We start from the raw sequence: 26,902 nt of genomic DNA, 5'->3' as shown, positions 1-26,902 counted from the left end.
CCGCTGCTTCGGGGCAGCACTTGCCCTCTTGGGCGTCAAGATCGTCGCCACCTGAAGGAGGGGCCCCATGTCCGCTGACCGCCTGCCGCATGAAAAAGGGTTTCACGTCAGCTGGGACCAGATCCACCGCGACGCCCGCGCGCTGGCCTGGCGGCTGGACGGCAAGGGGCCGGGCGAGGGCGGGACCTGGAAAGCAGTGGTCGGCATCACGCGCGGGGGGCTGGTCCCCGCGATGATCGTCAGCCGTGAACTTGACATCCGGGTCGTCGACAGCATTTCGGTCAAGTCCTACCACTCGGGCGGCGGCAAGGCCGACCAGCGGCGCGAGGCGCAGGTCATCAAGGCCCCGCAGGCCGAGATCATGGGCGACGGCACCGGCATCCTGATCGTCGATGACCTGGTCGACAGCGGCAAGACGCTGGAACTGATCCGGGGCCTGTACCCCAAGGCGCATTTCGCCTGTGTCTATGCCAAGCCCGAGGGTGAAAAGCAGGCCGACACCTACATCACCAGTGTCAGCCAGGACACCTGGATCTTCTTCCCCTGGGACATGGCGCTGCAATACGTCCAGCCCATGCGTGGGGCTGACTGACCGCTCTTCGTCGCCTTTCATGCGCTCGTCGTCGGGCGCGCCACCACGACGAGAAGCGAAGTGCACGAGGAGTTTGTCCGTGACCCTGCCACTGAACCCCGCCTTCGCCGCGACAGAACCGCCCCCGGTAATGGAGGCTCGGCGCTGGATCGAAGGTGTGTCCTTTCCGGCCTCCCGGCCGCTGATCAACATCAGCCAGGCCGCCCCGGTAGAAAGCCCTCCGCTGGGCTTGCGGCAGGCGCTGGCGGATGCGGCTCTGAACGACCCCAACGCGCATCTTTACGGCCCGGTGCTGGGGCTTGCCGGCTTGCGCGAGGAGATCGCGACGCAATGGTCGGCGATCTACGGCGGGGCCATCAGCCCGTCGCAGGTGGCAATCACGCAGGGCTGCAACCAGGCCTTCTGCACGGTCATGGCGACACTGGCTGGGCCGGGGGACGAGGTGATCCTGCCGACGCCCTGGTACTTCAATCACAAGATGTGGCTGGACATGTCGTCGGTGAAGACCGTTCCGCTGGACACCGGGCCGACCCTCATCCCCTCGGCCGAAGCGGCAGCGCAGCTTGTCACCGACCGGACGCGGGCCATCGTCTTGGTCAGCCCGAACAATCCCGGAGGCGTGGAGTACCCGGCCGAAACGCTGGCGGCCTTCCGCGACCTTTGCCGTGCCAAGGGCCTTGCGCTGATCGTGGACGAGACTTACCGCGATTTCGACAGCCGGCCAGGGGCGCCGCATGACCTTTTCAAGGACCCCGACTGGGCCGACACGCTGATCCAGTTGTACAGCTTTTCCAAAGCCTACCGGCTGACCGGGCATCGGGTGGGGGCCGTTGTAGCGGGGGCCGCCCGGCTGGCCGAAGCCGAGAAGTTCCTGGATACCGTGGCAATCTGCCCCAGCCAGTTGGGTCAGATCGGTGCCCTCTGGGGCATGCGGAATTTGGGCCAGTGGCTTGCGGGGGAACGCGACGAGATCCTGGCCCGTCGGCACGCGATGGTCGACGGCTTCAAGTCGTTGCCGGATTGGAAGCTTCTGGGCTGCGGCGCCTATTTCGCCTATGTCGAGCATCCCTTCGACATCTCCAGCGACGCCTTGTGCAAGCGGCTGGTGACCGAAGCCTCGCTGCTGATGCTGCCGGGGACGATGTTCCAGCCCGAGGGGTCCGAGGCCGGCAAGCGCCAGATCCGCATCGCCTTTGCCAACGTCGATGCAAAAGGCATCGCCGAGGTGATCCACCGGTTGCAGGCCTTCAGGCTCTGACAGGGGGCGCGACCCTGCAGGCGGGCGATCTTGATCTTGCCCCCCTGCGGGGTTCCCACTATGCACCTGATCCATAACCAATCAGAGGGCCCGAACTCATGGCGAAGACCCCGACAGAAGACGGCAAGCGCCCGCGCAGCACGGTGAAAGAGGTGGCCGTCTGGACGATGCTGGGGATGCTGATCCTGGGGCTTGGAGGTTTCGGTGTCACCAGCTTCTCGGGCGGGGTGACCAAGGTCGGCAGCGTCGGCGACATCGACATCGACATCACCACCGATGACTATGCCCGCGCGCTGCAGACCCAGGTCAACGCCTTCAGTCAGCAGTTCGGCCAGCAGCTTTCGATGCAGGAGGCCCTGGCCTTCGGGATCGACAAGCAGGTGCTGCAGGACGTGCTGACGCGCGCGGCGCTGGACAACGAGGCGCAGCGCATCGGGGTTTCGGTCGGGGACGACGTGGTCGCGACCGAGATCATGGGGATGGATGCCTTCAAGGGCGTCTCGGGCAGCTTCGACCGCGAGTCCTATCGATTTGCGCTGAACCGCAACAACCTGTCTGAAACCGAGTTCGAGACGAACCTGCGTCGCGACATCAGCCGTGAACTCTTGCAGGGCGCGGTCGCCGGTGGCTTTGCGGCCCCTGCGGCGCTGACCGACACGCTTTACGCCTGGGTGGCGGAACGGCGGGGCTTTTCCATGCTGCGCCTGAACGAGGCCGATCTGACCCGGGCGGTGGCCGATCCGACGGAGGCGGAGCTGAAGGCGCATTACGACGCCAACATCGACCGCTTCACCAGGCCCGAGGCCAAGCGCATCACCTATGCGGCCCTCTTGCCCGAGGCCATCGCCAAGGATCAGCCGGTCGATGATGCCATGCTGCAGAAGATGTATCAGGACCGGATCTCCGAATTCGTGATTCCCGAACGCCGCATCCTCGAGCGTCTGGTCTATCCCGACCAGGCTGCGGCGGAGGCGGGGAAAGCCAGGCTTGACGCCGGAACCTCGTTCGAGGACCTCGTGGCCGAGCGGGGTCTGTCACTGGACGCCATCGACATGGGGGATGTCTCGGTGGACGAACTGGGTGCCGCGGGCGACGCGATCTTCGCCACTGCCGAGGGCCAGGTGGCCGGGCCGCTGGACAGTGACCTTGGCCCCGCGCTTTATCGGGTGGTGTCGGTTCTGGCCGCCGAGGAGACCACCTTCGACGCGGCGCGCGAGACGCTGGCGATCGAGATCCAGACCGACGCCGCGCGCCGCCTGATCGCCGACCGCGTGGAAGAAATCGACGATCTTCTTGCTGGGGGGGCGACGCTGGAGGACCTCGCCAAGGAAATGGGACTTGTCATCGCCACTCTGGATCACGTTCCGGGCCAGCAGGGTGAGGACAGCATCGAAGGCTACCCGGCCTTCCGCGCCGCCGCTGATGCCGTGCAAGAGCGGGATTTCCCCGAAGCGATCGTGCTTGATGACGGCGGGGTCGTTGCGCTGCGCCTGGACGAAATCGTCCCCGCCGCGCCGATCCCCTTTGACGAAGTGAAGGACCTGGTGACCGAGGATTGGCGCCGCGACGCCGTTGCCAAGGCACTGACTGTCCGGGCAGGCGAGATCAAGGTGGCGATTGATGGTGGGGCCGCCATCGGCAGCTTCGGCATTGTTGATGTGACGCCCGAAACGGCGCGCTCGGGCTTCATCGCCGACACGCCCGAGACGCTGCTTGCGGACGTCTTCAAGATGACCGAGGGCGAAGCGCGGGTGATCGAGGCGGACGGCTTCATCGCCGTGGTCAAGCTGGACCGCATCCTGCCCGCCGCGACCGAGGGTGAGGACGCCCAGGGCATGCGCGACGCGCTGGCCGCTCAGGCCCGCCAGGCCATCTCCCGGGACGCCTTTGCCGCCTTCACCAACGCGCTGACCGCCGAGGCTGGCATATCGCTGGACCAGGCCGCGATCAACGCCGTCCACGCGAGCCTGCCCTGATGCAGCTTTCGCCCAGTTTTGCCGAGTTCGAGGCGGGTTGGACCCAAGGCAGGAACCAGATCGTCTGGGCCCGGCTGGCGGCGGACCTGGATACTCCGGTCAGCCTGATGCTGAAGCTGGGCGATGCCCGCGCCGATACCTTCATGCTGGAATCGGTCACCGGCGGCGAGGTTCGGGGGCGCTATTCCATCGTGGGCATGAAGCCGGACCTGGTCTGGCAATGCCACGGTGACAAAAGCCGGATCAACCGCGAGGCGCGCTTTGACCGGCAGTCGTTCTCCGACCTTGCCGGCCACCCCTTGCAGACGCTGCGCGATCTTCTGGCCGAATGTCGCATCGCGATGCCCGAGGGACTGCCGGCGGTGTCGGCGGGGCTTTTCGGCTATCTCGGCTATGACATGATCCGGCTGGCGGAACACTTGCCAGACGTGAACCCCGATCCCCTGGGCCTGCCGGATGCCGAACTCATCCGCCCATCGGTCATCGCGGTGCTGGACGGGGTGAAGGGTGAAGTAACGGTGGTCGCTCCGGCCTGGGTCGCCGGTGGTCTTTCAGCGCGGGCGGCATACGCGCAGGCCGCGGAACGGGTGATGGACGCGCTGCGTGACCTGGACCGGGCGCCCTCGGCCGCGAGGGACCTGGGCGAGACGGCCCCGGTCGGCGAAGCAACATCAAACTTCACGCATGACGGCTACAAGGCAGCGGTCGAGAAAGCCAAGGACTACATCCGCGCGGGTGACATCTTCCAGGTGGTGCCGTCGCAGCGCTGGTCGCAGCGGTTCGAACTGCCGCCCTTCGCGCTGTATCGCAGCCTGCGGCGGACCAATCCGTCGCCCTTCATGTTCTTCTTCAACTTTGGCGGCTTCCAGGTGGTTGGCGCTTCGCCCGAGATCCTGGTGCGCCTCCGCGACGGCGAAATCACTGTCCGTCCCATCGCCGGGACCCGCAAGCGGGGGGCAACTCCCGAAGAGGACAGGGCGCTGGAACTGGACCTGTTGGCCGACCCCAAGGAACGGGCCGAGCATCTGATGCTGCTGGACCTTGGCCGCAACGATGTGGGCCGGGTGGCCAAGGTCGGCACGGTCCGCCCGACCGAGACCTTCATCATCGAACGCTACAGCCACGTCATGCACATCGTGTCGAACGTGGTGGGCGAGATTGCGGAAGGCGAGGACGCGCTGTCGGCGCTGCTGGCGGGACTGCCCGCAGGCACGGTGTCCGGCGCGCCGAAGGTCCGGGCGATGGAGATCATTGACGAACTGGAACCCGAAAAGCGTGGCATCTACGGCGGCGGCGTCGGCTATTTCGCAGCCAATGGCGAGATGGACTTCTGCATCGCGCTGCGGACGGCGGTGGTAAAGGACGGCCAACTTTACATCCAGGCGGGCGGAGGCGTGGTCTACGACAGCGACCCGGAAGCAGAATACCAGGAAACTGTCAATAAATCCAATGCCCTGCGCCGCGCGGCCGAAGATGCGGGCCGTTTTGCCGGACGCGGCAACACCTAAGCGGACCTCCTCGTTCGACGTCGTCTCCTCGTCGGGGTTGCCCCGCGAGGAGTGACGAAGTCATCGACGAGCAGCCCCCTGGGCCGCGCGTCACTCGACCGCAAGAACCGCCGTCACCGGGGCCAGCGCCACGGTGGCAGCCTTGCCCTCGACCGTCCATTCCAGAAGGGCTGCCACCGTCGCCGGATCGACATTTCCCACCACGCTGACCCGACCTTCCTGGCCGGCCTTGAAGACGGCCCGGTCCAGCAGTCGGCGGATCGCTGCGGCGTCCGCCCCGGTCGAGCCGATGTCGCGGAAGATCACGGCGGCTTCAAGATCCTCGCGCCGGGCGACCTGATCGGCGGCGTTGAGGCCAGCGTCCCAGGTCAAGAGACCCCTTCCCTGCGCCTTCAGGATAGGCACCACCGTCGCGGCCAGCGGGCGGCGGTTCTGGAAGCTGGGAACCGGCAAGTCCATCACGGCCACGGCTTCGGGCAGGCCCTGTTCCATCGACTGGAACGCCACCTCGACATCGGCAGGCATCGCGCCCTCGGCGATGCCGGTCACCAGCATCACCACTTCCTTGCCCGCCGCGCGATAGGTCGCGGCGTGCTGGGCCGAGGCGGGGTCCAGGGGGTTCAGCGCAAAGCTGACCGGGAAGGGCAGGGCGGCAAGGGTCGCGCGGTCCAGGTCGGGGCTGCCGTCATCGATCAGCACGATGGCGAAGGGGGGCTTGGCCTCGGGATTGTCGAAGGTCGCGGCGAACTGCGCCAGCGGGCGCGGGTCGATCGGTGCCGCAGCCGGGTCGGTTGCTGCCGGATCTGGAGTGGGCGCCTCACCCGTCCCGCTGGCGCGGGGCAGGCCGGGGGCGGGCTTGAAGGTAGAACTGCGGGCTTCCGCCTCGGCTTCGGGGGTCTCGCCCGGAAGCGGCGCAGGCCGGTTGCCCGGCATGGCCGGTTCCGTCGCCCCCACCGCAGGATCGGTCGGGTCTGCATCGGTTTCCGGGGCGGGCAACGCTTCTGCCGGCACCGTTTCATCTGTCGCCGCCGGTTCGGCTGGCATCAGTTCGGCTGGCTTTTCGGCGGGCATCGTCTCGGTGGCAGGAGCCTCCGAGACTGGAACCTCGGGTTCAGGTGCAAGCTCTGCAGTGAGGGTTTCCTCGCTTGCGGCGGGAGTGTCCTGGACCACAGATTCGTCCGTAGGGACAGGGTCGGCGCCGGGAGCAGCTTCGACAAGCGCGGTTTGCGGCGCGTTGGGTTCTGCCACGGCTTCCGTCTCGGCCGGTTCCGCAAGAACGGTTTCTGCGGCCGCTTCAGATTCAGCCGGGACAGGTTCCGCTGTCGATGTTTCGGTCGGCGCAGCATCTGTCGGCGCAGCTTCGGGCGCGGCTTCGGCGGGCACTGGGTTGGGAGCGGGTTCGCTCGTCAGTTCGGGCACCGCCACGTCTGCCGCCGCTGTCGCAGCCTCTGCAAGCTGGGCCTCGGCGGGCGCTTCGGGGGCCTCTGCCGCCGCATCGGCGACGGTCGCGGCGGGTTTCGATGGCTCGGCCAGGGTCTGGGGCGTAGCGACTTCTGCAGCCGCCGGGGCAACCGGCTCGGCCACTTCGGCGATCACAGCTGCGGGTGCCACGGCGCTGGTGTCGACGGCGGGTGCCGCGTCGATGGTCACGGGCGGCGCGGTGGCGGCAATCTCGGGCTCTGCCGCGACTTCGGTCGCAGGTTCGGGCGGCTCGACTTCGGCGCTTTCCGGCCCGGCTTGCGGTTCCGGTTCAACGCTGGGGGCCAAGGCGGGCTCGTCGTCCTCGGCGACAGCCGGACCGGCATCGACCGTCGAGGGCGCCGCTATCGGTTCTGCCACCGCTGCGGGGGCATTGTCGTTGGCCGGTACGACCGGGAACAGCGCCGACGCGATGACAAGGCCACCCGATACCACAAGGCCACCCGAAACCATGCCCAAAAGGAATTTGCCGACCACTGCTGCCTCCAGCTTTTACGCCTCTGCGACCCTTGCGTGGACGCACCCTGCGCCCCCGGTCGGATCGCCCGTTTATCCGGCGCCGTTCTTCCGACTTGCAGCACTATAGCCCGCAGCATCGCGGGCTTCACGCGTTTTTCTGCAATTGCTCAACAAGTTGCCGCCACCGTGGCAGGCAGGCAATCCTTGCGGCGCGATCAGGGGAAGTGGAGGCGGGTACCGGAATCGAACCGGTCTTCACGGATTTGCAATCCGGTGCGTAACCTCTCCGCCAACCCGCCGCGAAGGTGGGGGAGGGATAGCGGATCGGGCGGGCGGCTGCAAGGGGGTCCTCCGTCCCGGTCGCAGGCTTGACTTGGGGGTGGGCCACGGTGATTGTCCGCCGCAATCTGGCGGGGTGCAGGGCGGCGTGCAGAAAATCCTAATCACCGGAAGCGCGGGTTTCATCGGCTTCCACCTGGCGCGGCACCTTCTGGCGGCTGGCCACCACGTGCACGGCTACGACGGGATGACGGCCTATTATGACATCACGCTGAAGGAAAAGCGCCATGCGATCCTGAAGGCGTTGCCAGGGTTCACCGCGACCGAAGCGATGGTCGAAGATGTGGCGACGCTGGACCGCATCGGTGCCGACTTCGCGCCCGACGTCATCATCCACCTTGCCGCCCAGGCTGGGGTCCGCTACAGCCTCACGCATCCCCGGTCCTACATCGAGACCAATTTCACCGGCAGTTTCAATGTGTTGGAGCTGGCGAAGCGGTGCCGCGTCAAGCACATGCTGATCGCCTCCACCTCATCGGTCTATGGTGCCAATGTCGAAATGCCGTTCCGCGAGACCGACCGCACGGACCATCCGCTGACCGTCTACGCCGCTACCAAGAAGGCGGTCGAGGCGCTGTCACATTCCTACGCCCATCTCTGGGATCTGCCGGTCACGCTGTTTCGCTTCTTCACTGTCTACGGCGAATGGGGTCGCCCGGACCTGGCCTATTTCAAATTCGCGCGTGCGATCCTGCAAGGCGAAGCCATCGACGTCTACAACCACGGCGAGCTTTGGCGTGACTTCACGGCGGTCGAGGACCTGGTCGAAGGCGTGGGCCGCCTGATCCCGCTGGCTCCGCCGCTTCCCTCTGCTCGGGGGACGCTGGTGGAAGGCGACAGCCTAAGCCCCGTGGCACCCCACCGGATCGTCAATGTTGGAAACAGCGACAAGATTCACCTGATGGAGTTCATCGGGACGCTGGAAACCCTTCTCGACCGCAAGGCGATCTGCAACTTCCTGCCGATGCAGCCCGGTGATGTGCCTGCGACCTGGGCCGACTGCTCGCTCTTGGAGCGATTGACCGGCTTCAAGCCCGAGACGGACCTTGCCACCGGCCTTGGCCGCTTTGTAGATTGGTACCGCGCGTATTATCGGGTCTGACTGGTCCTATCAGCGGCAGGTGTCTGGTCCTAAGGGCAGGCCGCCGTTTCCCTGATGATGCCGCGCGAAACGTATTCGAAAGGACGGCCCCATGGAAGGCTTCGCAGGATTGAACGACATCGGGCAAGTGGTCGAAGCCGACCGCGCCCATGTCTGGCACCACCTCTCGCAGCACAAGCAGTATGACACGGGCGTCGATCCCCGCGTCATCGTCGAGGGCAAGGGGATGCGGGTCTGGGATGCCAAGGGCAAGGAGCATATCGACGCCGTGTCTGGCGGGGTCTGGACCGTGAACGTGGGCTATGGCCGCGAAAGCATCGCCAACGCGGTCCGCGACCAGTTGATCAAGCTGAACTATTTCGCCGGGTCGGCAGGTTCGATCCCCGGTGCGGTCTTCTCCAAGCGGCTGATCGAGAAGATGCCGGGCATGACCCGGGTCTACTATTCGAACTCGGGGTCCGAGGCGAACGAGAAGGTCTACAAGATGGTGCGCCAGATCGCGCATCGTCACCACGGCGGCAAGAAGTGGAAGATCCTGTACCGCGACCGCGACTATCACGGGACGACCATCGCCGCCCTGGCCAGCGCCGGACAGGACCAGCGCGCCATGCAGTATGGGCCGTTCCCGGACGGCTTTGTCCGCGTGCCACATTGCCTGGAATACCGCAAGCAGTGGGAGGTGGAAAACTACGGCGAGCGCGCGGCTGATGCCATCGAGGAAGTGATCCTGCGGGAAGGCGCGGATTCGGTCGGCTGCCTGATCCTGGAGCCGGTAACGGCAGGCGGCGGCGTCATCGTCCCGCCCCAGGGCTATTGGGACCGCGTGCAGGAAATCTGCAAGAAATACAACATCCTGCTGGCGATTGACGAGGTTGTCTGCGGCGTGGGCCGCACCGGCACCTGGTTCGGCTACCAGCACTACGGCATCAAGCCGGACTTCGTGACGATGGCCAAAGGCGTCGCCTCTGGCTACGCCGCGATTTCCTGCACCGTGACCACCGAAGCCGTCTTCGAGATGTTCAAGGACGATCCCTCGGACCCGCTGAGCTATTTCCGCGACATCTCGACCTTTGGCGGCTGCACCAGCGGCCCGGCCGCAGCGCTGGAGAACATGCGGATCATCGAGGACGAGGGGCTTCTGGCCAACACCCTCGCGATGGGCGAGTACTGCCTGGGGAACCTCGCGGCGCTGATGGACAAGCACAAGGTCATCGGCGACGTCCGTGGCAAGGGGTTGTTCCTCGGGGCAGAGCTGGTGGCGAACCGTGCGACGAAGGAGCCTGCGGACGAGAAGCAGGTCCAGGCCGTCGTCGCAGACTGCATGGCGCAGGGGGTGATCATCGGCGCCACGAACCGAAGCCTGCCGGGTCTGAACAACACGCTGTGCCTGAGCCCCGCGCTGATCGCGACGAAGGATGATATCGACGAGATCACCACGGCGATTGATGGCGCGCTGACGCGGGTGTTCGGGTAGGGGCTGAGGCCGTTTGCGGGTTGAGGGGGTGTCCCGGGAGGGGCGCCCTTTTTGCCATTGTTTACGAATAGATCAGTCTAGGAATGGAAGATTCCAACAGGCGAACTGCCCGTTGACGTCATCGAAGTGCAACGTTCCCTTAATGGATTGATTATTCAGCTCATCACCTTGAGGCACAAACACGGTAACGACCCAGTTTGGCCCAAATCCGCAAAGTCCCTTTTGAAAATACTCGATGCTGGCGATGTTATGATGTACCTCTTCGTCCGTACGCCCATACGGGTCTCCAAGTAGAAAATTAACGGCAGCGGCCCGCACTTGATCCTCTGTAAAGTTTGTCTCTACCTTTGTCGCTTCATCGCGCAGGTCCTCTAGAATTCCTACAAAGAGAGTACGAACCGACAATTGCGACTATCCCAGCACAAGCGGCTAGCGCTTTGTTTCGGCGGAACCAATCCGAGAACACTGCACCACCGGTGACCACAAATAGTATCGCCAAGACTGCAACTTTAACGGAAATCACGGGCTACCCTCGCGTCGGGAATACTATTCTTCGACTTGGTGGGCACCAAGTCAGATGCCGCTCAAAACTGCCTACTCACTTGCCCGGAATCAAGGGCAAAGCCCGCCGGGCAGCGCCCGACCGCCCCCTCGGGCGGGCGCTTTGCAGCGTCAGCCTGCAAGAACCACGTCAGATGTACTTGGCACCATAAAGCGCCCAACTCAGTCGTCGCTCGCCCACCCGACGGTCGGGCTCTGCCCTATGTGGTTTCAAGATAGGTGCGCTGTAGCGCACCCTACGCAGGCAGGCCTACGCCACCCCGTACCGGCGACGGGCTTCCTTGAAGCTCATCAGCTTGCCCTCAACCGTGTCCCACAGGTGCAGGTTCACCGACCGCAGGCTCTCGCGGACCGTCAGGCGCTGCGCTTCGGCGAGCGTCTGGTGGTCGCGGATCACCTCGGGCAGGCGGTAGAACGGGATGCGGGAATAGAGGTGGTGGACGTGGTGGATGCCGATGTTGCCGGAAAACCAGCGCAGGGGCTGCGGCAGGATATAGTGGGACGACCCCTCCAGCGCGGCGTCGTGCAGCTGCCAGTCTTCGCCCTTTGACCAATGCGTTTCTTCGAACTGGTGCTGCACGTAGAACAGCCACACCCCCAGCGTCGCCGCGATCAGCGAGGTGGGGAGGTAGATCAGGAGCACGGGCCAGAAGCCGCCGAACCAGATGATCAGGCCCACGGCGATGCCGATCATCGCATTGGTGCCCATCGCAGAAGTCCAGTAGCGCCAGCCGGAATTCATCAGGCCGAAGGGCAGACGGTTTTGCAGCAAGAACAGATAGCTGGGGCCAAGAATGAACAGCACGACCGGGTTGCGATACAGCCGGTACATCAGCCGACCCCACCACCCGCGCGCGCGGTATTCGTCGATGGTCAGGGTCAGCACGTCGCCGATCCCCCGGGCGTCAAGATCGCCGTGGTGCGCATGGTGGATCGAATGGGTCCGCCGCCAGACGGCATAGGGCGTCAGCGTCAGCACACCCAGCACCCGACCCAGCCAGTCCTGCGCAATACGGTTCTTCAGAAAGGAGCCGTGGCCGCAATCGTGCTGGATGATGAAGATGCGGACCAGAAACCCACCGTTCAGCATGGCAAGTGCCAAAGCCAGCCAGGGGCTGACGGACAGCGCCATCCAGGCCAGGACCCAAAGCGCCAGGAACGGCACCAGGGTCGCGGCCAGTTCCCACAGGCTGCGGCGGGTCGATGGCTCGCGGTAGCGGGCGAGGGTTGTCAGCCAGTCGCGGGCTGGGCGGTCAGAATTCGTTTCGGGCATCGGGGCCTGTAGTATTCCCGCCGGCTGTGCCGCGGCGGGGTCGGCTTGGCCTTCGTCACTAAAGCGCGGGCGCGCATACATCAGGCGTGCTCCGGGTTAGGCGACGCGGGCGCGAAGATCAACAGAATTGATGCACAGGACGCTCACGTCCCGGCGATCTGCCCAGGTCCGAGCCGCTTGACTCTGGCCGGGCGGATGCCGCTTGATCCGGGCAGATCAAGCCCGTGGTGTCATGGCCGCCATCCCCGTCGAAGCCTTCTACCTGACCCCCGGAGCGGCGGGATCGCTGCAGCAGCAGATTCGGGCGATGGTGACACAAGGCATCCTTGCGGGCCGGTTCCGGCCGGGTAGCCGGATGCCCTCGTCCCGCGGTCTGGCCGAACATCTGGGCGTCAGCCGGATCACGGTGACGCTTGCCTATGCGGACCTCGTGTCGTCGGACTACCTGACTTCGGCCGGTCGGTCGGGCTACTTCGTTTCGGACACGGCACCTTTGGCACCCGAGTTTCCCCAGGCAGAATCCCGTGCGGAAGCGATAGATTTCAAGGGCTTGACCGGAGGCCGCTTCACGCTTGTTCCCAAGGTCGAGCGGCCCGAGGACTGGGACCGCTACCCTTATTCCTTCATCTACGGCCAGGCCGATCCCACGCTCTTTGATCACCAGAACTGGCGGCAATGCGCGCTGCGGGCCCTGGGCAAGCGCGACTTTGCGGCGCTGACCACCGACTACTATGAACGCGACGATCCCCTGCTGATCCAGGAGCTTCTGCGCACCATCCTTCCCCGCCGGGGCATCGCGGCACGCGAGGATGAGGTCTTGCTCACGTTGGGGGCGCAGAACGCGCTCTGGATCGCGGCCACGGCGCTTCTGGGGCCGGGACGCCGGGCCGTGGTTGAAAACCCCGGCTACCCCGCCTGGCGCGCAATTGTCGCAGCGTCTGGGGCGACGGCGGTGCCGGTGGACGTCGACGCGCAGGGCCTTCCGGTGCAGGGCCTTGCGGCGGATGTGGTCTTCACCACCCCCTCGCACCAGTGCCCGACCAATGCGACCATGCCCGTCGATCGCCGGGTGGCCCTGCTGGAAGCGGCAGACACGCAAGGCTTTGTCATAATCGAGGACGATTATGAGTTCGAGATGTCCTTTCTGAAGCCCGTTGCGCCGGCGCTGAAGTCTTTGGACCGCGGAGGGCGAGTGATCTACGCGGGGTCCTTCTCGAAGTCGGTCTTTCCCGGCCTTCGGCTTGGCTATCTGGTCGGCCCGCCCGGCTTTATCGCCGAGGCACGGGCGCTGCGCGGCCTGATGCTGAAGCACCCGCCCGGCCATATCCAGCGGACGATGGCCTATTTCCTGGGCCTTGGGCATTACGACGCGCTGGTCAACCGGATGAAGAATGCCTACCGCCGCCGCCGTCAGGTCATGGCCGAGGCGATTGCGGCCGAGGGGCTGGAGGTCGCGGGGCAGGGCGGCTTTGGCGGATCGAGCTTCTGGATGCGCGCGGCGGAAAAGGTGGACACCGAGGCTCTCGCGCTGCGCTTGCGGAGCGACGGCGTGCTGATCGAACCGGGACGGGCGTTCTTTGCGGGTGACGGACCGCGCAACTTCTACCGCCTCGCCTATTCGTCGATCGCGCCGCAACGCATACCCGAAGGTGTGGCGCGGATCGCCAGCGGGCTGGCTCGGCCGTGACTTCGGCACTCCTCGCGGACGTCCTTCCGACGAGGAGACGAAGTCGAACGAGGAGGGTCTTTTTGGATATAGCAGGCTGGGGCAACTGGCCCTAAGGTTGGGTGCGGTGCGGCGATAGGGTGCGGGCAGCCGGCCTTGCATGGCCGCATGTGACATGGAGTGGCGCGATGAAGATGACAACCGAGGAAGCCTTCGTGAAGGTCCTGCAAATGCATGGGATCGAGCATGCGTTCGGGATCATCGGGTCGGCCTTCATGCCGATCTCTGACATCTTCCCCAAGGCCGGGATCCATTTCTGGGACTGCGCGCATGAAGGCTCGGGCGGGATGATGGCCGACGGGTTTACCCGCGCGTCCGGCAAGATGTGCATGATGATCGCGCAGAACGGACCCGGCATCACCAACTTCGTCACGGCGGTCAAGACGGCCTACTGGAACCACACTCCCTTGCTGCTGGTCACTCCGCAGGCCGCGAACAAGACCATCGGGATGGGCGGGTTCCAGGAAGTGGAGCAGATGGCGCTCTTCAAGGACATGGTCTGCTACCAGGAGGAGGTCCGCGATCCCTCCCGCGTGGCGGAAGTGCTGAACCGCGTCATCCTGCAGGCCAAGCGCCAGTCAGCCCCGGCACAGATCAACATGCCACGGGATTATTTTACCCAGGTCATCGACGTGCCCCTGCCGGCGGTGGTGGAGTTCGAGCGGCCCTCGGGCGGGGAAGACGCTATCGCACAGGCGGCGCAGCTGCTGTCGTCCGCCAGGTTCCCGGTGATCCTGAACGGCGCGGGCGTGGTGATCGGCGGCGCGATCCCGGCCTCGATGGCGCTGGCGGAACGCCTGACCGCGCCGGTCTGCGTCGGCTACCAGCACAACGACGCCTTCCCCGGCAGCCACCCGCTGTTTGCGGGGCCGCTTGGGTATAACGGGTCGAAAGCAGGGATGGAGCTGATTGCGCAGGCCGATGTGGTGCTTGCGCTCGGGACGCGGCTCAACCCGTTCTCGACCCTGCCGGGCTATGGGATCGACTACTGGCCAAAGGAGGCCAAGGTGATCCAGGTCGACATCAACCCGAACCGGATCGGGCTGACCAAGCCGGTAACGGTGGGCATCGTGGGCGATGCGAAGAAAGTGGCCGAGGGCATCCTTGCGCGGCTGTCGAAGACGGCGGGCGATGCCGGGCGGGCGGAACGCAAGGCGCTGATCGCGCAGAAGAAATCGGCCTGGGCGCAGGAACTGTCGTCCATGGACCACGAACAGGATGATCCCGGCACCAGCTGGAACCAGCGCGCGCGGGATGCCAAGCCGGAGTGGATGTCGCCGAGAATGGCCTGGCGTGCAATCCAGGCGGCGCTGCCGAAAGAGGCGATCATTTCGTCGGACATCGGCAACAACTGCGCCATCGGCAACGCTTATCCCAGCTTTGAGGCGGGGCGAAAGTATCTGGCCCCCGGGCTGTTCGGTCCCTGTGGCTATGGCTTGCCGTCGATCATCGGGGCCAAGATCGCCTGCCCGGACACCCCGGTCGTCGGCTTCGCCGGGGATGGGGCGTTTGGCATCGCGGTGACGGAACTGACCGCCATCGGCCGCAAGGAATGGCCCGCGATCACCATGGTCGTCTTCCGCAACTACCAGTGGGGGGCCGAGAAGCGGAACTCGACGCTGTGGTATGACGACAACTTTGTCGGGACCGAGCTGGACGAGGGCGTCTCTTACGCCGGGATTGCCAAGGCCTGCGGGCTGCAGGGCGTGCAGGCCCGGACGATGGAGGAACTGACGGCGGCCCTGCACAAGGCGATCGACGATCAGATGCACCACGGCAAGACCACGCTGATCGAGGCGCTGATCAACCAGGAACTCGGCGAACCGTTCCGCCGCGACGCGATGAAGAAGCCGGTCGAGGTCGCCGGTATCTCGAAAGCCGACATGCGGCCGCAGGTCGTCTGATGCCCTTTGACCTGGGGCCGCTGGCGCTGATCTGGCTGGCGGTTGCCTGTCTGGTGGCGGGCTTTGTACGGGGCTATTCCGGGTTCGGCTTTTCGGCCCTGCTGATCGCGGCATCCAGTCTTGTGACCAATCCGCTGAACTTTGTCGCGGTTGTTGTCATTCTGGAAACGGTGATGTCTGTGCAACACGCCAGGGGCGCTGGGCCGGATGTCGACTGGAAGCGGGTCGGCTGGCTTCTTGGCGGGGCCGCGATCGGGTTGCCGCTGGGCCTGTGGATCCTGACCGGCGTCACCGAGGACACGGCTCGGGCGGTGATCTCGGGCTACGTGCTCTTGATGTGCGTCGTGCTTCTGGCCGGATGGCGCCTGTCGCGCGAGGTGGTGGGCGCGCCGAACGGGGTGGCCGGGGTGATCTCGGGGCTGGCCAACGCGCCGGGGATGGGCGGGTTGCCGGTCGCGGCGTTCTTTGCCGCGCAACCGATGCGGGCAAGCGTGTTCCGGGCGACGCTCATCGCCTATTTCCCGCTGCTGGACGTGTATTCCGCACCGCTCTACTGGCTGGCCGGTCTGGTAAGCTGGGACACGCTCTGGGCCTCGCTCATCGCGCTGCCAGTCACGCTTTTCGGCAACTGGCTTGGCGGGCGGCACTTCTTTGGCACCGATCCGCAAGAGTTCCGCCGCTTTGCGATCCTCTTGCTGGCGGGGCTGGCGGCCTTGGGTCTGGGCAAGGCGATCATCTGATGTGGTTGATTGTGAACGCCGGTTCATCATCGCTGAAGCTGAAGCTCTTTGACGCAGGGCGAGAGGTGGCGAAGGCCTTTGTCGGTGAGATCGGGCCCGATGGTCACGCCTCCGCGATGGCCGAGGGGCTGGCCCAGGCCGGGGTGTCGGTGTCGCGGTTGACGGCGGCCGCGCACCGGGTGGTGCATGGCGGGGCGGGGCTGACGGCGACATGCCGGGTCACGCCGCCCGTCCTGCGACAGATCGAGGATTGCGTGCCGCTTGCCCCCCTGCACAATCCGGCCAATCTGGTGGGAATTCAGGCTGTTGCAAAGCTGGCCCCGGGCCTGCCGCAATATGCCGCCTTCGACACGGCCTTCCATGCGACGAACCCCGAGGTCGCCGTGGCCTATGCCCTGCCGCAGTTGGAACGCGACCGGGGCCTGCGTCGCTATGGCTTTCACGGGATCAGCTATGCGGCGCTGGTGCGGATGCTTGGCGCGCGGGGGCCGTTGCCAGAGCGGCTTCTGGCCTGTCATCTGGGCAATGGCTGTTCGCTGGCGGCGATTGTGAACGGACGTTCGGTTGCGACGACGATGGGCTATTCGCCGCTGGACGGGCTGACGATGGGCACGCGGACGGGCGAAATCGACGGCAATGCGGTGCTGCGGCTGGCCGAAGTTCACGGGATCGAACGGGCAAGCCGCATACTGAACCGGGAAAGCGGGCTTCTGGGTCTTGGCGGGGCCAGCGACCTGCGTGCGCTTCATTCGGCAACCAGCGACGCGGCGCGGTTCGCGCTTCGGCATTTCGCCTATTGGGCGGTGCGCCATGCCGGGTCGATGGTCGCCGCGATGGGCGGCCTTGACGCCGTGGTCTTCACCGGTGGCATCGGTGAAAACGACGCCTGGATGCGGAAGGAAATCCTGTCCGGCCTTTCGTTTCTGGGAGTATCTCCCGACCACTCCGCAAATGCCCGGAACGAAACCGTGCTGCACGATACGACAAGCCGTGTCGTTATCCTTGTTGTGCCCGCCGACGAGGAACGGCAGATTGCGCTTGAGGCGCAGGCCGTCATGTCTGGCGAGGCGCAGGCCGGGATGGCCGGGGAGGGCGCGTGAACCAGCCAAGGGTGGAGACTCAGAGGGAGGTCGGCGACGAGATCCGCCAGACCACCTGCTACATGTGCGCCTGCCGCTGCGGGATCAACGTGCATCTGAAGTCGGGCAAGGTCGCCTATATCGAGGGCAACCGCGACCATCCGATCAACAAGGGCGTGCTCTGCGCCAAGGGGGCGAGCGGGATCATGCAGGTCACTGCGCCCAGCCGCCTGCGCGCGCCGCTTCGACGAGTTGGTCCCCGAGGATCAGGGGCCTTCGAGGAGATTTCCTGGGAGGAGGCCCTCGCTACCGCTGTCGCCTGGATGAAGCCCTTGCGGGAGACTGCGCCGGAGAAGCTGGCGTTCTTCACGGGTCGCGACCAGAGCCAAAGCCTTACCGGCTGGTGGGCGCAGAACTTCGGGACGCCGAATTATGCCGCGCACGGGGGCTTCTGCTCCGTCAACATGGCCGCTGGGGGCATCTACACCATCGGCGGCGCCTTCTGGGAGTTCGGCCAGCCGGACTGGGACCGCACGAAGCTGTTCGTGATGTTCGGCGTAGCCGAAGATCATGACTCGAACCCGATCAAGATCGGCATCGGCAAGCTGAAGGCCCGCGGCGCGCGGGTGATCTCGGTCAACCCGATCCGCACCGGCTATTCGGCGGTGGCCGATGACTGGATCGGGATCACGCCGGGAACCGATGGGCTTCTGATCCTGTCGCTGATCCATTGCCTGCTGGAGGCGGGGAAGATCGACCTTGACTACCTGGCCCGATGGACCAACGCGCCCCTTCTGATCAACGATGCCGAAGGGGCGGAGAAAGGCCTGTTCGTCCGCAATGCCGAAAGCCAGCCTTTCGTGATCGACAAGACCTCGGGCCACCCGGCCCCGTGGGACGGCAAGGGGGTTCAGCCGGACCTTGGGGCCGAATGGCAAGGCAGCCGGACGGTCTTCCGCCATATGGTCGAGGAATACCTGAAGCCGGACTATGCGCCCGAAGCGGTGGAGGCGCGCTGTGGCGTGACGGCGACCCGCATGCGGGCGCTGGCGGCGGAACTGGCGCAGGTGGCTTTCGATCAGGCGATCACGCTGGACCAGCCCTGGACGGATTTCCGCGGCAACGAACACCCGAACATGCCCGGTCGCCCGGTCAGTTTCCACGCGATGCGCGGCATTTCGGCCCATTCCAACGGCTTTCAGACCGCCCGCGCGCTGCATCTGCTGCAGATCATCCTCGGGTCCCTGGAAACCCCCGGCGGCTACCGGCTGAAGCCGCCGTACCCCAAGCCCATCGAGGCGCATCCGACGCCGCATTTCGTCACGACGCCCGGCAAGCCCCTGACCGGCCCGCATCTGGGCTATGTGCGGTCACCGGATGACCTTTGCCTGCTGCCGGACGGAAGCCCCGCCCGGATCGACAAGGCGTTTTCCTGGGAAAATCCGTTCTCGGCCCACGGGCTGATGCATATGGTCATCCCCAATGCCCACGCCGGGGACCCCTACAAGATCGACACGCTGTTCCTTTATATGGCCAACATGTCGTGGAATTCGTCGATGAACTCCGCCCGCGTGATGGAGATGCTGACGGAAACGGGACCGGACGGGGAATATCTGATCCCCCGGATCATCTATTCCGACGCCTATGCCAGTGAAATGGTGGCCTATGCCGACCTGATCCTACCCGACACGACCTATCTGGAACGCCACGACTGCATTTCGCTGCTGGACCGCCCGATTTCGGAACCCGATGCGGCGGGCGATGCGATCCGCTGGCCGGTGCTGGAGCCGGACCGGGATGTGCGCTGTTTCCAGTCGGTGCTGCTGGAGCTTGGCGCAAGGTTGGGCCTGCCGGGGATGGTGAACGAGGACGGCAGCCCTAAGTTCAAGGACTACGCCGACTATATCGTCAACCACCAGCGCCGACCGGGCGTTGGGCCGCTGATGGGCTTTCGGGGGAACGGCGAGGTGGAAGGGCGGGGCGCGCCCAACCCAGAACAGATGCAGCGCTACATCGAGAACGGGGCCTTCTATCAGGCGCATGTGCCAGCCGAGGCGAGCTTCTACAAACCCTGGAACGCGGCCTATCAGGACTGGGCGGTCAAGCTGGGGCTGTATGAGACCCCGCAGCCCTATCTCTTCAACATCTGGTCCGAGCCGATGCGCCGCTTTCAACTGGCCGCCGAGGGCTTCGGCCCCCGCCAGCCCCCCGACCACCTGCGAGACCGCCTGAAACAGGCGATGCACCCCTTGCCGATCTGGTACGCCCCCTTCGGCGACGAGGATGCGGCCTTCGGCTATCCGGTCCATGCCCTGACCCAGCGGCCGATGGACATGTACCATTCCTGGGGCAGCCAGAACGCCTGGCTGCGGCAGATCAAGGGGCGGAACTACCTCTACCTGCCCACGAAGATCTGGCAGGCGCAGGGGTTTGAAGATGGCGACTGGGCGCGGGTTTCCTCCCGTGCGGGAACCATCGTGGTGCCCGTGGCGCATATGGCGGCCCTGAACGAGAACACGATCTGGACCTGGAACGCCATCGGCAAGCGCAAGGGGGCCTGGGCGCTGGATGCCGATGCACCCGAGGCGACGACGGGTTTCTTGCTGAATCACCTGATCTCGGAACTGCTGCCCGACCGGGACGGCGTGCGACTGTCGAACTCTGATCCCGTCACGGGTCAGGCGGCATGGTTCGACCAGCGGGTTCGGGTCGAGCGTGTGGCGGCCAAAGATCACCCGCGCGGGACGGTGGAGCCGATGTTTGAGCGCCTTCCCGATCCCCCGCGTGCCGGTGGCGGCCGGGTCCAAAATTCTTCGAAGAATTTTGCCAAAAGTTTTCGAAAACTTTTGGTCCCCGGCGGGGCGGCCGAGTGATGACAGCCTTGCCGCGCAGCACAGAAAAGAAACTCGGGTTGGTGATCGACCTCGACACCTGCGTCGGCTGTCAGGCCTGCGTTACCGCCTGCAAGGGCTGGAATGACGCCGGGATCGGCCTCAGCGACCAGGATCCCTATGGCGCCGATCCGTCGGGGACATTCCTGAACCGGGTCCATGCCTATCAGGTCGCCGTCCCCGATGGCCCCGCGCAGGTCGTGACCTTCCCGCGCTCGTGTCTCCACTGCGATAATGCGCCCTGCGTCACCGTCTGCCCCACTGGGGCCAGCTACAAGCGGGCCGAAGACGGGATCGTGCTGGTCAACGAGGACGCCTGCATCGGCTGCGGCCTTTGCGCTTGGGCCTGCCCTTACGGCGCGCGCGAGATGGATGCGGATCAGGGGGTGATGAAGAAATGCACGCTCTGCGTCGACCGGATCTACAATGAGACCTTGCCGGAAGAAGACCGCGAGCCCGCCTGCGTCCGCACCTGCCCGACCAATGCCCGCCACTTCGGCGATCTCGCGGACCCTGGAAGTACGGTGTCAAGGCTGGTGGCTGACCGGGGCGGCTATGACCTGATGCCGGACATGGGGACGAAGCCGGTGAACAAGTATCTGCCGCCGCGGGCCAAGGGGCCGGGTACGGCCAACCCTCTGACGCCTTTGCTGGACGTACAGGCCACCGGAGTTGCCGGCTGGCTCGACCGGATGCTGGGGAAGATCTGAGATGCATCCTGCCCCATCGGTCATCCTGTTTTCCACACTGTCTGGCCTGGGTTTCGGCTTCCTCGCGCTGCTTGGCTGGGGGGCGCTGCAGCCGTCAGGCTGGGCTGCGTTCTTCCTCTGGGCGCTGGGCTACGGGCTGGCGGTGGCGGGGCTGATGGCCTCGGCGTTCCATCTCGGCAATCCGAAGAACGCGCTGAAGGCCTTCACCCAGTGGCGGACAAGCTGGCTGAGCCGCGAGGCCTGGGCCTCGGTCGTCACCCTTTTGATCCTGGCCCCGATGGCGCTGTCGGACATCTTCGGCCTTGGCCAGCCGCGCCTGATCGGACAGATCGGCGGCGTTCTGGCGCTGGTCACGGTCCTGACCACGGCGATGATCTATACCCAGATCAAGGCCGTCCCGCGCTGGCACCACTGGCTGACGCCGGTGATGTTCCTGACCTTTGCGCTGGCGGGGGGGGCGATGCTGTCCGGGATGCGGATTGCGCCGGTCTTGCTTCTGGCGGTGGCGGTCGTGCTCTGGGCGGTCTGGCAGGTGGGGGATGGCGCCTTTGCGCGCGCCGGGCAGACGATGGGGACCGCCACGGGCCTGGACCGGCTGGGCGTGCCCTCGGTCTTGGACCCCGCGCATACGGCGGGGAACTACCTCAAGCGCGGGATGATCTTCGTGGTAGGCCGAAAGCATGCCGCGAAGCTGCGCAAGCTGGCGCTCGTTCTGGCCTCGGTGCTTCCGGCGGTGATCCTGCTGCTGCCCTTGGGTGTCTGGGGGATCGCGCTTGCCACCACTTTGCACCTCGCCGGCGCACTTGCCGCCCGCTGGTTGTTCTTCGCCGAGGCCGAGCATGTCGTGGGGCTTTACTACGGCGCGCGAGGATGATCCTTTGCCGGCATGAGCGCCTTCAAGAGCTATGACATCCGTGGCCGTCTCGGGACGGACCTGACCGAAACCATCGCCCACCGGATCGCCCGGGCCTTTGCCGCCGTGACCGGGGATGATGCCGTCGTGCTGGCACGCGACTGCCGGGAAAGTTCGCCTGCGCTGGCCGATGCAGTCGCGGCGGGGCTGGTTGCGCAGGGCGTGCGGGTCCTTGATCTCGGGCTGGCCGGGACCGAGGAGATGTATTTCGCCACCGCGCATCTGGGGGCAGGGGGCGGGATCTGCGTGACCGCCTCGCACAATCCCCGCGAATACAACGGGATGAAGCTGGTGGGTCGTGGCGCGGTGCCACTGCCGGACGCCGACTTCGCCCGGATCAGGGCACTGACCGAAAGCGGCGAGGCGTTTGCGGCCGCCCCCGGCGGATCGCGGGAGGATCGCTCGGGCGTGCGCGCGGACTATGTGGACCACGTCGCGGGACTGGTGGGGCAGGGGATCGGCCCCCTGCGGCTGGTAGTCAATGCTGGAAACGGCGCTGCGGGCCCGACGCTGGATGCGCTGACCGAGGGGCTTGCGGCCAAAGGCGCGCGGCTGGACCTTGTCCGCATACACCATGACCCGGACGGCAGCTTTCCGAATGGTATCCCCAATCCCCTCCTGCCGGAAAATCGCCCGGTGACGGCCGAGGCGGTCAGGGCGGCAGGCGCGGATTTCGGGGTGGCCTTCGACGGCGATTTCGATCGCTGCTTCCTGTTCGACGGTGAAGGCGGCTTTGTCGATGGCGAACATGTCGTGGCGCTGCTGGCGGCGGCGCATCTGGTCGACGAACCGGGCGCCACGATCATCCACGACCCGCGTGTGATCTGGGCCGTGCAGGATGCCGTGCGAAAGGGGGGCGGCCGGTCGGTCCTTGCGCCCACCGGGCATGTGTTCCTGAAAGCCGCGATGCGCCGCGAGGGCGCGGTCTACGGCGGCGAGATGAGCGCACACCACTACTTCCGCGGCTTCATGGCCTGCGATTCGGGGATGATCCCCTGGCTGATGGTGGCCCGCCTTGTCAGTCAGTCGGGGCGCAGCCTGACCGAGATGGTCGGTGCCTTGCGGCGAGACTTTCCTTCGTCTGGAGAAATCAACTTCCGTGTCACGGACCTTCCTGCGGTTGTCGGACGCGTCGAGGCGGAACTTGCGCCGCTGGCGCGGTCCGCGGACCGGACGGACGGGCTAAGCCTTGAGTTCGGGGATTGGCGGCTGAACCTGCGCGCCTCGAACACCGAGCCGCTTCTGCGGCTGAACGTCGAGGCGAGAGGGGACGCGGGCCTGGTGGCTGACGGCGTGGCCCGCGTCCGTGGACTGATCGAGGGTTGATCGGGGTCTGATCGCGGTCTGGCGCCCCTCAGGCCGAGACGGTGGTGCCGGTCGGCTGCTTGCGGATCATCGGCCAGCCGCGACGGAAGACCGGGATCACCGGCAGGTCATCGGCCAGGGCCTGCAGACGGCTTTCGCGCTGCTGCAGGCGGGCAATCTCGGCCCGGATATCGGAGAGTTCGTCGGCGAGTGTGAGGCGGGAAGCGGCCATCATGGTCCTCCTTTGTTCTGTTTGGCCAGCATCGACTCGATTCCTGAAGACTTTGCTAAGTGACAGAACGAAAGCAGATTGTTTCTGTCTTGGTGGCTTGTCTTGCTGACCTGCCGGGGGCACCCTGAAACGGCTTGCAAGGTGGGAGCCATGTGGGAGTTCAGCATTTTCCGGGCTCTGGGTCTGATGATCCGAACCTGGCCATTCATTCTGTTTCGGGCGGCGATCTATCTTGTGATGGCGCTTGTTCTTGTCGTGGCAGCGGCTGCCGGGGTTGTGGCTGGACATGCGCTCGCGGGTCTCTGGGGGGAACCGGTCGGGGTGTCGGCGGATATCTGGGGCGGGGCCGCAGGATTGCTGCTGGCGGCGCTTGCGGTCCCTTCCTTGCGCGGGCGGCTTCTGCACCGGGTAACGGCACCGCATCTTGCCGCATTGGTCGAGGCGCTGGATCGTCGGCCGCTGCCCTTCGGGCGTGGTCAGGTCGCGCTGGCGAGGGCGATTGTGGCGACACGGTTCGGTGACGCTCCGGCCCTGTCCGCGCTTGACACTCTGGTCCGTGGGATAATTCGCACCGCTACGGCGCTGGTGGATGGCCTGCTTGTCGACGTCCTGCCGATCACGGCCCTGGACCGGCTAGCCCGGGCCTCAGGCACCGAGCTGCGGTTGACGCTGGGCCTGATCGACGCCGTCGTCCTGGCTCATGCGACCAGAACCCGCTCGGAAAACGCATGGGAGGCGGCGCATGACGGTCTGGTGCTTTACACGCAGAACGCAAGGCCATTGATGGTCAACGCCGTCTGGCTGTCGCTGGTCGGCTGGGCGCTGGCGGGCCTTGTGGCGCTTGCCGCACTGTCGCCAGCGACGTTCCTGGCTGCGGTCCTGCCTGGGGTCCCGTGGGGGGGGCCATTTGTGGCGGTGGTCTTCGGCTGGGCGGTAAAGGCCGCGCTCTATGATCCCTTCGCGATGGCCTGCATGCTGCAGCTTCATCTTCGCCTGACCCAGGATCAGGACCCCCTGCCGGAATGGCGCGGTCGGCTGACCCAGGTTTCGGACAAGTTCCGACAGCTTGGCGAACGCGCCTTGAGCTGGCGCGCAGGCGGGGCGCAGGACGCCTGACCTGCGCTGTCCGACCACAGGCAAATGCATGAAAACGAACCAAAGGCCGGTTGCGGCACCCTTGCTTCTGTGGCAAGACTGACCCCAGAAACCAATCAGACCGATGAGTTCAGAATGGCCGAATTCGCCACCCGCCGCGTGATGATGGTGGATACGCAGGTCCGCCCCTCGGACGTGACCAAGTTTCCGATCATCGACGCGATGCTGTCGGTCCCGCGCGAAACCTTCGTGCCCGACGACAAGCGTGAAGCGGCCTATGTCGGCGAGAACCTGACGCTGGCACCCGGTCGCGTGGTGCTGGAGGCGCGGACGCTGGCCAAGCTACTGGACGCGCTGGACATTCAGCCGACCGAACTGGTGCTGGATGTGGGCTGCGGGCTTGGCTATTCGGCTGCGGTCATGGCACGGCTGGCCGAAACGGTCGTCGCCCTGGAAGAGGATGAGGGGCTCGCTGCCGACGCGCAGCGCATCCTGTCCGAAGAGGGCGTAGACAATGCCGTCACGGTCACGGGCCCGCTGGCCGAGGGTTCGGCGAAATGCGCGCCCTATGATGTGATCACCATCGAAGGTGGCGTCGAAGAGATCCCGGCGGCGATCCTGACGCAGCTCAAGGACGGCGGTCGGATTGGCGCGATCTTCATGGAAAATGCGGTGGGGACCGCCCGCATCGGCTACAAGGCCGCGGGACAGATGACCTGGCGCTCGATCTTCAACGCCGCGGCGCCGGTCCTTCCAGGCTTTTCGAAGCCGCGCGGCTTTACGCTTTAGGCCGCTCGCGGCCCTGTCCGGCCTGGGCCTGACGCCCATACGGACCACAGGAAACGCTCGCTGGGCCAATGGTCCAGGGCATATGCAAGGCAGGACAAGATGCGTGGATGGCTTCTGTCGTTGGTGGTGGTTCTGGTCGGGTTTGGGGCACCACAGGGGGCACGGGCCGAGACGCTGGCCGATGCACTGATTGCCGCCTACAAGAACTCCAACCTTCTGGACCAGAACCGCGCGGTCCTGCGCGCCGCCGATGAAGGCGTGGCCGAGGCGGTCTCGGCGCTGCGTCCTGTGGTGGGCTACACCCTGCAGGGGGCCTGGCAGCGGGCCGATGTGATGGGGCTTCTTGGGCCTTCGGTCAGCGAAGGGCTGTCAGCCTCGCTTGCTCTTAGCGCCGAGATGACGATCTGGGACGCTGGACGCCGCCAGATCGGCATCGAGATTGCCCGGGAAAGCGTGCTGGCGACCCGCCAGGCGCTGATCGACGTGGAACAGAACGTGCTGCTCTTTGCCGTGCAGTCCTACGTCAATGTCCGCCTCGCGCAAGAGGTCGTGGCGCTGCGGCAAAGCAACCTGCGGCTCATCACCCAGGAACTGCGCGCGGCACAGGACCGTTTCGACGTGGGCGAGATCACCCGCACTGACGTGTCGATCGCCGAGGCGCGTCTGGCCGCATCCCGCGCGGCTCTGGCGGCGGCCGAGGGTCAGCTGATGATCGCGCGTGAGGCCTACAAGGCCGCGACCGGCGCCTATCCTCGCAACCTGGCACCGCTGCCCAAGGCTCCGGCCCTGCCGCGCACGATGGAAGAAGCGCAGGCGGTGGCGCGGGGCACGCACCCGTCGATCCGCCAGGCGCAGCATCAGGTCACGGTGGCCGATCTGCAGGTCGATCTGGCCGTCGCGGGCCGCGCACCGACCATCGGCCTTGGCGCGACGCTGCGCACCGATGACGAGGACAAGCAGTCGCAGTCGCTGGGCCTGACGATGAACCAGACGCTATACGCTGGTGGCCGGTTGTCCTCCCTGCAGCGCCGCGCGCTGGCGGGCAAGGATTCGGCGCGGGCAGGGCTGCAGCAGACGGCCGTGGGTGTCCTGCAGAATGTCGGCGTGGCCTGGGCGAACCTGGCCGTCGCCGCCGCCTCGATCCAGGCCTCCGACCTTCAGATCCGTGCCGCGCAGGCAGCCTTCGACGGCGTGCGTGAGGAAGCGGCGGCAGGAACCCGGACGACGCTGGACGTGCTGGACGCCGAGCAGGAGCTTCTGGATGCCCGCAACGCCCGGCTTGAGGCCGAGGCACAGCGCTATGTCGCTGTCTATCAGGTGCTGGCGACGATGGGACTCTTGACCGTCGAGCATCTGCAACTGGGCATCCCGACCTACGATCCCGAAGCCTATTACGGCGCGGTCGAGAAGGCCCCGGCACATTCGGCGCAGGGCAAGAAGCTGGATCGCATCCTTGAAAAGATCGGCAACTGATCCAGCGCCGGTGCCAATCCAGGT

21 protein-coding genes and 1 tRNA gene are annotated in these 26,902 nt (G+C 65.7%); 17 read left to right on the top strand and 5 right to left on the bottom strand.

Going from position 1 to position 26,902, the window contains the following annotated elements:
- Window positions 1-67 precede the first annotated feature (67 nt).
- The 4 genes from gpt (at window position 68) to trpE (ending at window position 5,334) form a co-directional block, all read left to right on the top strand.
- Window positions 68-592 carry a xanthine phosphoribosyltransferase gene (gpt, locus tag Q8M85_RS04930; protein WP_305541011.1) on the top strand — a complete coding sequence of 175 codons (525 nt, stop codon included), beginning with the start codon at window positions 68-70 and terminating at the stop codon, window positions 590-592.
- Between the two features lie 79 nt (window positions 593-671).
- On the top strand, window positions 672-1,850 hold the full coding sequence (locus tag Q8M85_RS04925) for an aminotransferase (protein WP_305541008.1): 1,179 nt from the start codon (window positions 672-674) through the stop codon (window positions 1,848-1,850).
- A 98-nt stretch (window positions 1,851-1,948) separates the two neighbouring features.
- Complete coding sequence (locus tag Q8M85_RS04920; protein WP_305541005.1) at window positions 1,949-3,826, top strand: peptidyl-prolyl cis-trans isomerase; 1,878 nt, start codon at window positions 1,949-1,951, stop codon at window positions 3,824-3,826.
- Window positions 3,826-5,334 (top strand): anthranilate synthase component I, encoded by a 1,509-nt coding sequence (trpE, locus tag Q8M85_RS04915; protein ID WP_305541002.1) that lies wholly within the window; start codon window positions 3,826-3,828, stop codon window positions 5,332-5,334. The genes Q8M85_RS04920 and trpE overlap by 1 nt, the downstream gene beginning before the upstream one ends.
- A gap of 90 nt (window positions 5,335-5,424) precedes the next feature.
- Here trpE and Q8M85_RS04910 read toward each other — a convergent pair whose 3' ends face one another.
- Window positions 5,425-7,290 carry a divergent polysaccharide deacetylase family protein gene (locus Q8M85_RS04910; protein WP_305541000.1) on the bottom strand — a complete coding sequence of 622 codons (1,866 nt, stop codon included), beginning with the start codon at window positions 7,288-7,290 and terminating at the stop codon, window positions 5,425-5,427.
- A 207-nt stretch (window positions 7,291-7,497) separates the two neighbouring features.
- Window positions 7,498-7,571: transfer RNA gene (locus Q8M85_RS04905), tRNA-Cys, on the bottom strand.
- 128 nt (window positions 7,572-7,699) lie between these two features.
- Here Q8M85_RS04905 and Q8M85_RS04900 point away from each other — a divergent pair.
- Together Q8M85_RS04900 and tpa are read left to right on the top strand one after the other, a co-directional pair.
- Entirely contained in the window at window positions 7,700-8,713 is a 1,014-nt protein-coding gene (locus tag Q8M85_RS04900; RefSeq protein WP_305540997.1) for an SDR family NAD(P)-dependent oxidoreductase, read from the top strand.
- A 91-nt stretch (window positions 8,714-8,804) separates the two neighbouring features.
- Entirely contained in the window at window positions 8,805-10,187 is a 1,383-nt protein-coding gene (gene tpa / locus Q8M85_RS04895; protein WP_305540994.1) for a hypotaurine--pyruvate aminotransferase Tpa, read from the top strand.
- 72 nt (window positions 10,188-10,259) lie between these two features.
- Here tpa and Q8M85_RS04890 read toward each other — a convergent pair whose 3' ends face one another.
- Window positions 10,260-10,592, bottom strand: a complete 333-nt coding sequence (locus Q8M85_RS04890; protein WP_305540991.1) for a hypothetical protein — start codon at window positions 10,590-10,592, stop codon at window positions 10,260-10,262.
- 406 nt (window positions 10,593-10,998) lie between these two features.
- Window positions 10,999-12,021 carry a fatty acid desaturase gene (locus Q8M85_RS04885; protein WP_305540988.1) on the bottom strand — a complete coding sequence of 341 codons (1,023 nt, stop codon included), beginning with the start codon at window positions 12,019-12,021 and terminating at the stop codon, window positions 10,999-11,001.
- A 202-nt stretch (window positions 12,022-12,223) separates the two neighbouring features.
- Here Q8M85_RS04885 and Q8M85_RS04880 point away from each other — a divergent pair, with 202 nt between their 5' ends.
- The 8 genes from Q8M85_RS04880 (at window position 12,224) to Q8M85_RS04845 (ending at window position 23,310) form a co-directional block, all read left to right on the top strand.
- Window positions 12,224-13,708: a PLP-dependent aminotransferase family protein gene (locus Q8M85_RS04880; protein WP_371135196.1), complete on the top strand. Its 1,485-nt coding sequence runs from the start codon at window positions 12,224-12,226 to the stop codon at window positions 13,706-13,708.
- Between the two features lie 167 nt (window positions 13,709-13,875).
- A complete protein-coding gene (gene xsc, locus Q8M85_RS04875; RefSeq protein WP_305540985.1) occupies window positions 13,876-15,651 on the top strand; it encodes a sulfoacetaldehyde acetyltransferase in 1,776 nt (591 codons plus the stop codon).
- Complete coding sequence (locus tag Q8M85_RS04870; protein WP_305540983.1) at window positions 15,651-16,391, top strand: sulfite exporter TauE/SafE family protein; 741 nt, start codon at window positions 15,651-15,653, stop codon at window positions 16,389-16,391. Before xsc ends, Q8M85_RS04870 begins: the two co-directional genes overlap by 1 nt.
- On the top strand, window positions 16,391-17,491 hold the full coding sequence (locus Q8M85_RS04865) for an acetate/propionate family kinase (protein WP_305540980.1): 1,101 nt from the start codon (window positions 16,391-16,393) through the stop codon (window positions 17,489-17,491). The genes Q8M85_RS04870 and Q8M85_RS04865 overlap by 1 nt, the downstream gene beginning before the upstream one ends.
- Window positions 17,488-20,343, top strand: a complete 2,856-nt coding sequence (locus Q8M85_RS04860) for a molybdopterin oxidoreductase family protein (RefSeq protein WP_305540977.1) — start codon at window positions 17,488-17,490, stop codon at window positions 20,341-20,343. The genes Q8M85_RS04865 and Q8M85_RS04860 overlap by 4 nt, the downstream gene beginning before the upstream one ends.
- Complete coding sequence (locus Q8M85_RS04855; protein ID WP_305540974.1) at window positions 20,343-21,071, top strand: 4Fe-4S dicluster domain-containing protein; 729 nt, start codon at window positions 20,343-20,345, stop codon at window positions 21,069-21,071. The genes Q8M85_RS04860 and Q8M85_RS04855 overlap by 1 nt, the downstream gene beginning before the upstream one ends.
- 1 nt (window position 21,072) lies before the next feature.
- Window positions 21,073-21,945, top strand: a complete 873-nt coding sequence (locus Q8M85_RS04850) for a DmsC/YnfH family molybdoenzyme membrane anchor subunit (protein WP_305540972.1) — start codon at window positions 21,073-21,075, stop codon at window positions 21,943-21,945.
- Window positions 21,946-21,957: 12 nt separating this feature from the next.
- Window positions 21,958-23,310 carry a phosphomannomutase gene (locus Q8M85_RS04845; protein ID WP_305540969.1) on the top strand — a complete coding sequence of 451 codons (1,353 nt, stop codon included), beginning with the start codon at window positions 21,958-21,960 and terminating at the stop codon, window positions 23,308-23,310.
- 28 nt (window positions 23,311-23,338) lie between these two features.
- On the opposite strand, the gene Q8M85_RS04840 is transcribed toward Q8M85_RS04845, so the two are convergent.
- On the bottom strand, window positions 23,339-23,521 hold the full coding sequence (locus tag Q8M85_RS04840) for a hypothetical protein (protein ID WP_305540966.1): 183 nt from the start codon (window positions 23,519-23,521) through the stop codon (window positions 23,339-23,341).
- A 150-nt stretch (window positions 23,522-23,671) separates the two neighbouring features.
- Here Q8M85_RS04840 and Q8M85_RS04835 point away from each other — a divergent pair, with 150 nt between their 5' ends.
- The 3 genes from Q8M85_RS04835 to Q8M85_RS04825 all read left to right on the top strand — a co-directional run bounded on the left by Q8M85_RS04835 (window position 23,672) and on the right by Q8M85_RS04825 (window position 26,878).
- Window positions 23,672-24,637, top strand: a complete 966-nt coding sequence (locus Q8M85_RS04835; RefSeq protein WP_305540963.1) for a hypothetical protein — start codon at window positions 23,672-23,674, stop codon at window positions 24,635-24,637.
- A 114-nt stretch (window positions 24,638-24,751) separates the two neighbouring features.
- The gene (locus tag Q8M85_RS04830; protein WP_305540961.1) at window positions 24,752-25,405 is read left to right on the top strand and encodes a protein-L-isoaspartate O-methyltransferase; all 654 of its coding nucleotides are present in this window, start codon (window positions 24,752-24,754) and stop codon (window positions 25,403-25,405) included.
- 99 nt (window positions 25,406-25,504) lie between these two features.
- Window positions 25,505-26,878, top strand: a complete 1,374-nt coding sequence (locus Q8M85_RS04825) for a TolC family outer membrane protein (protein ID WP_305540958.1) — start codon at window positions 25,505-25,507, stop codon at window positions 26,876-26,878.
- The last annotated feature ends 24 nt before the right edge of the window (window positions 26,879-26,902 follow it).

It is taken from the genome of Tabrizicola sp., from assembly GCF_030694085.1.
In the GTDB taxonomy this organism is placed as follows: Bacteria; Pseudomonadota; Alphaproteobacteria; order Rhodobacterales; family Rhodobacteraceae; genus Tabrizicola.
The sequence above is the reverse complement of the archived record's forward strand: the minus strand, read 5'-3'. Positions and strand labels throughout refer to the sequence as shown.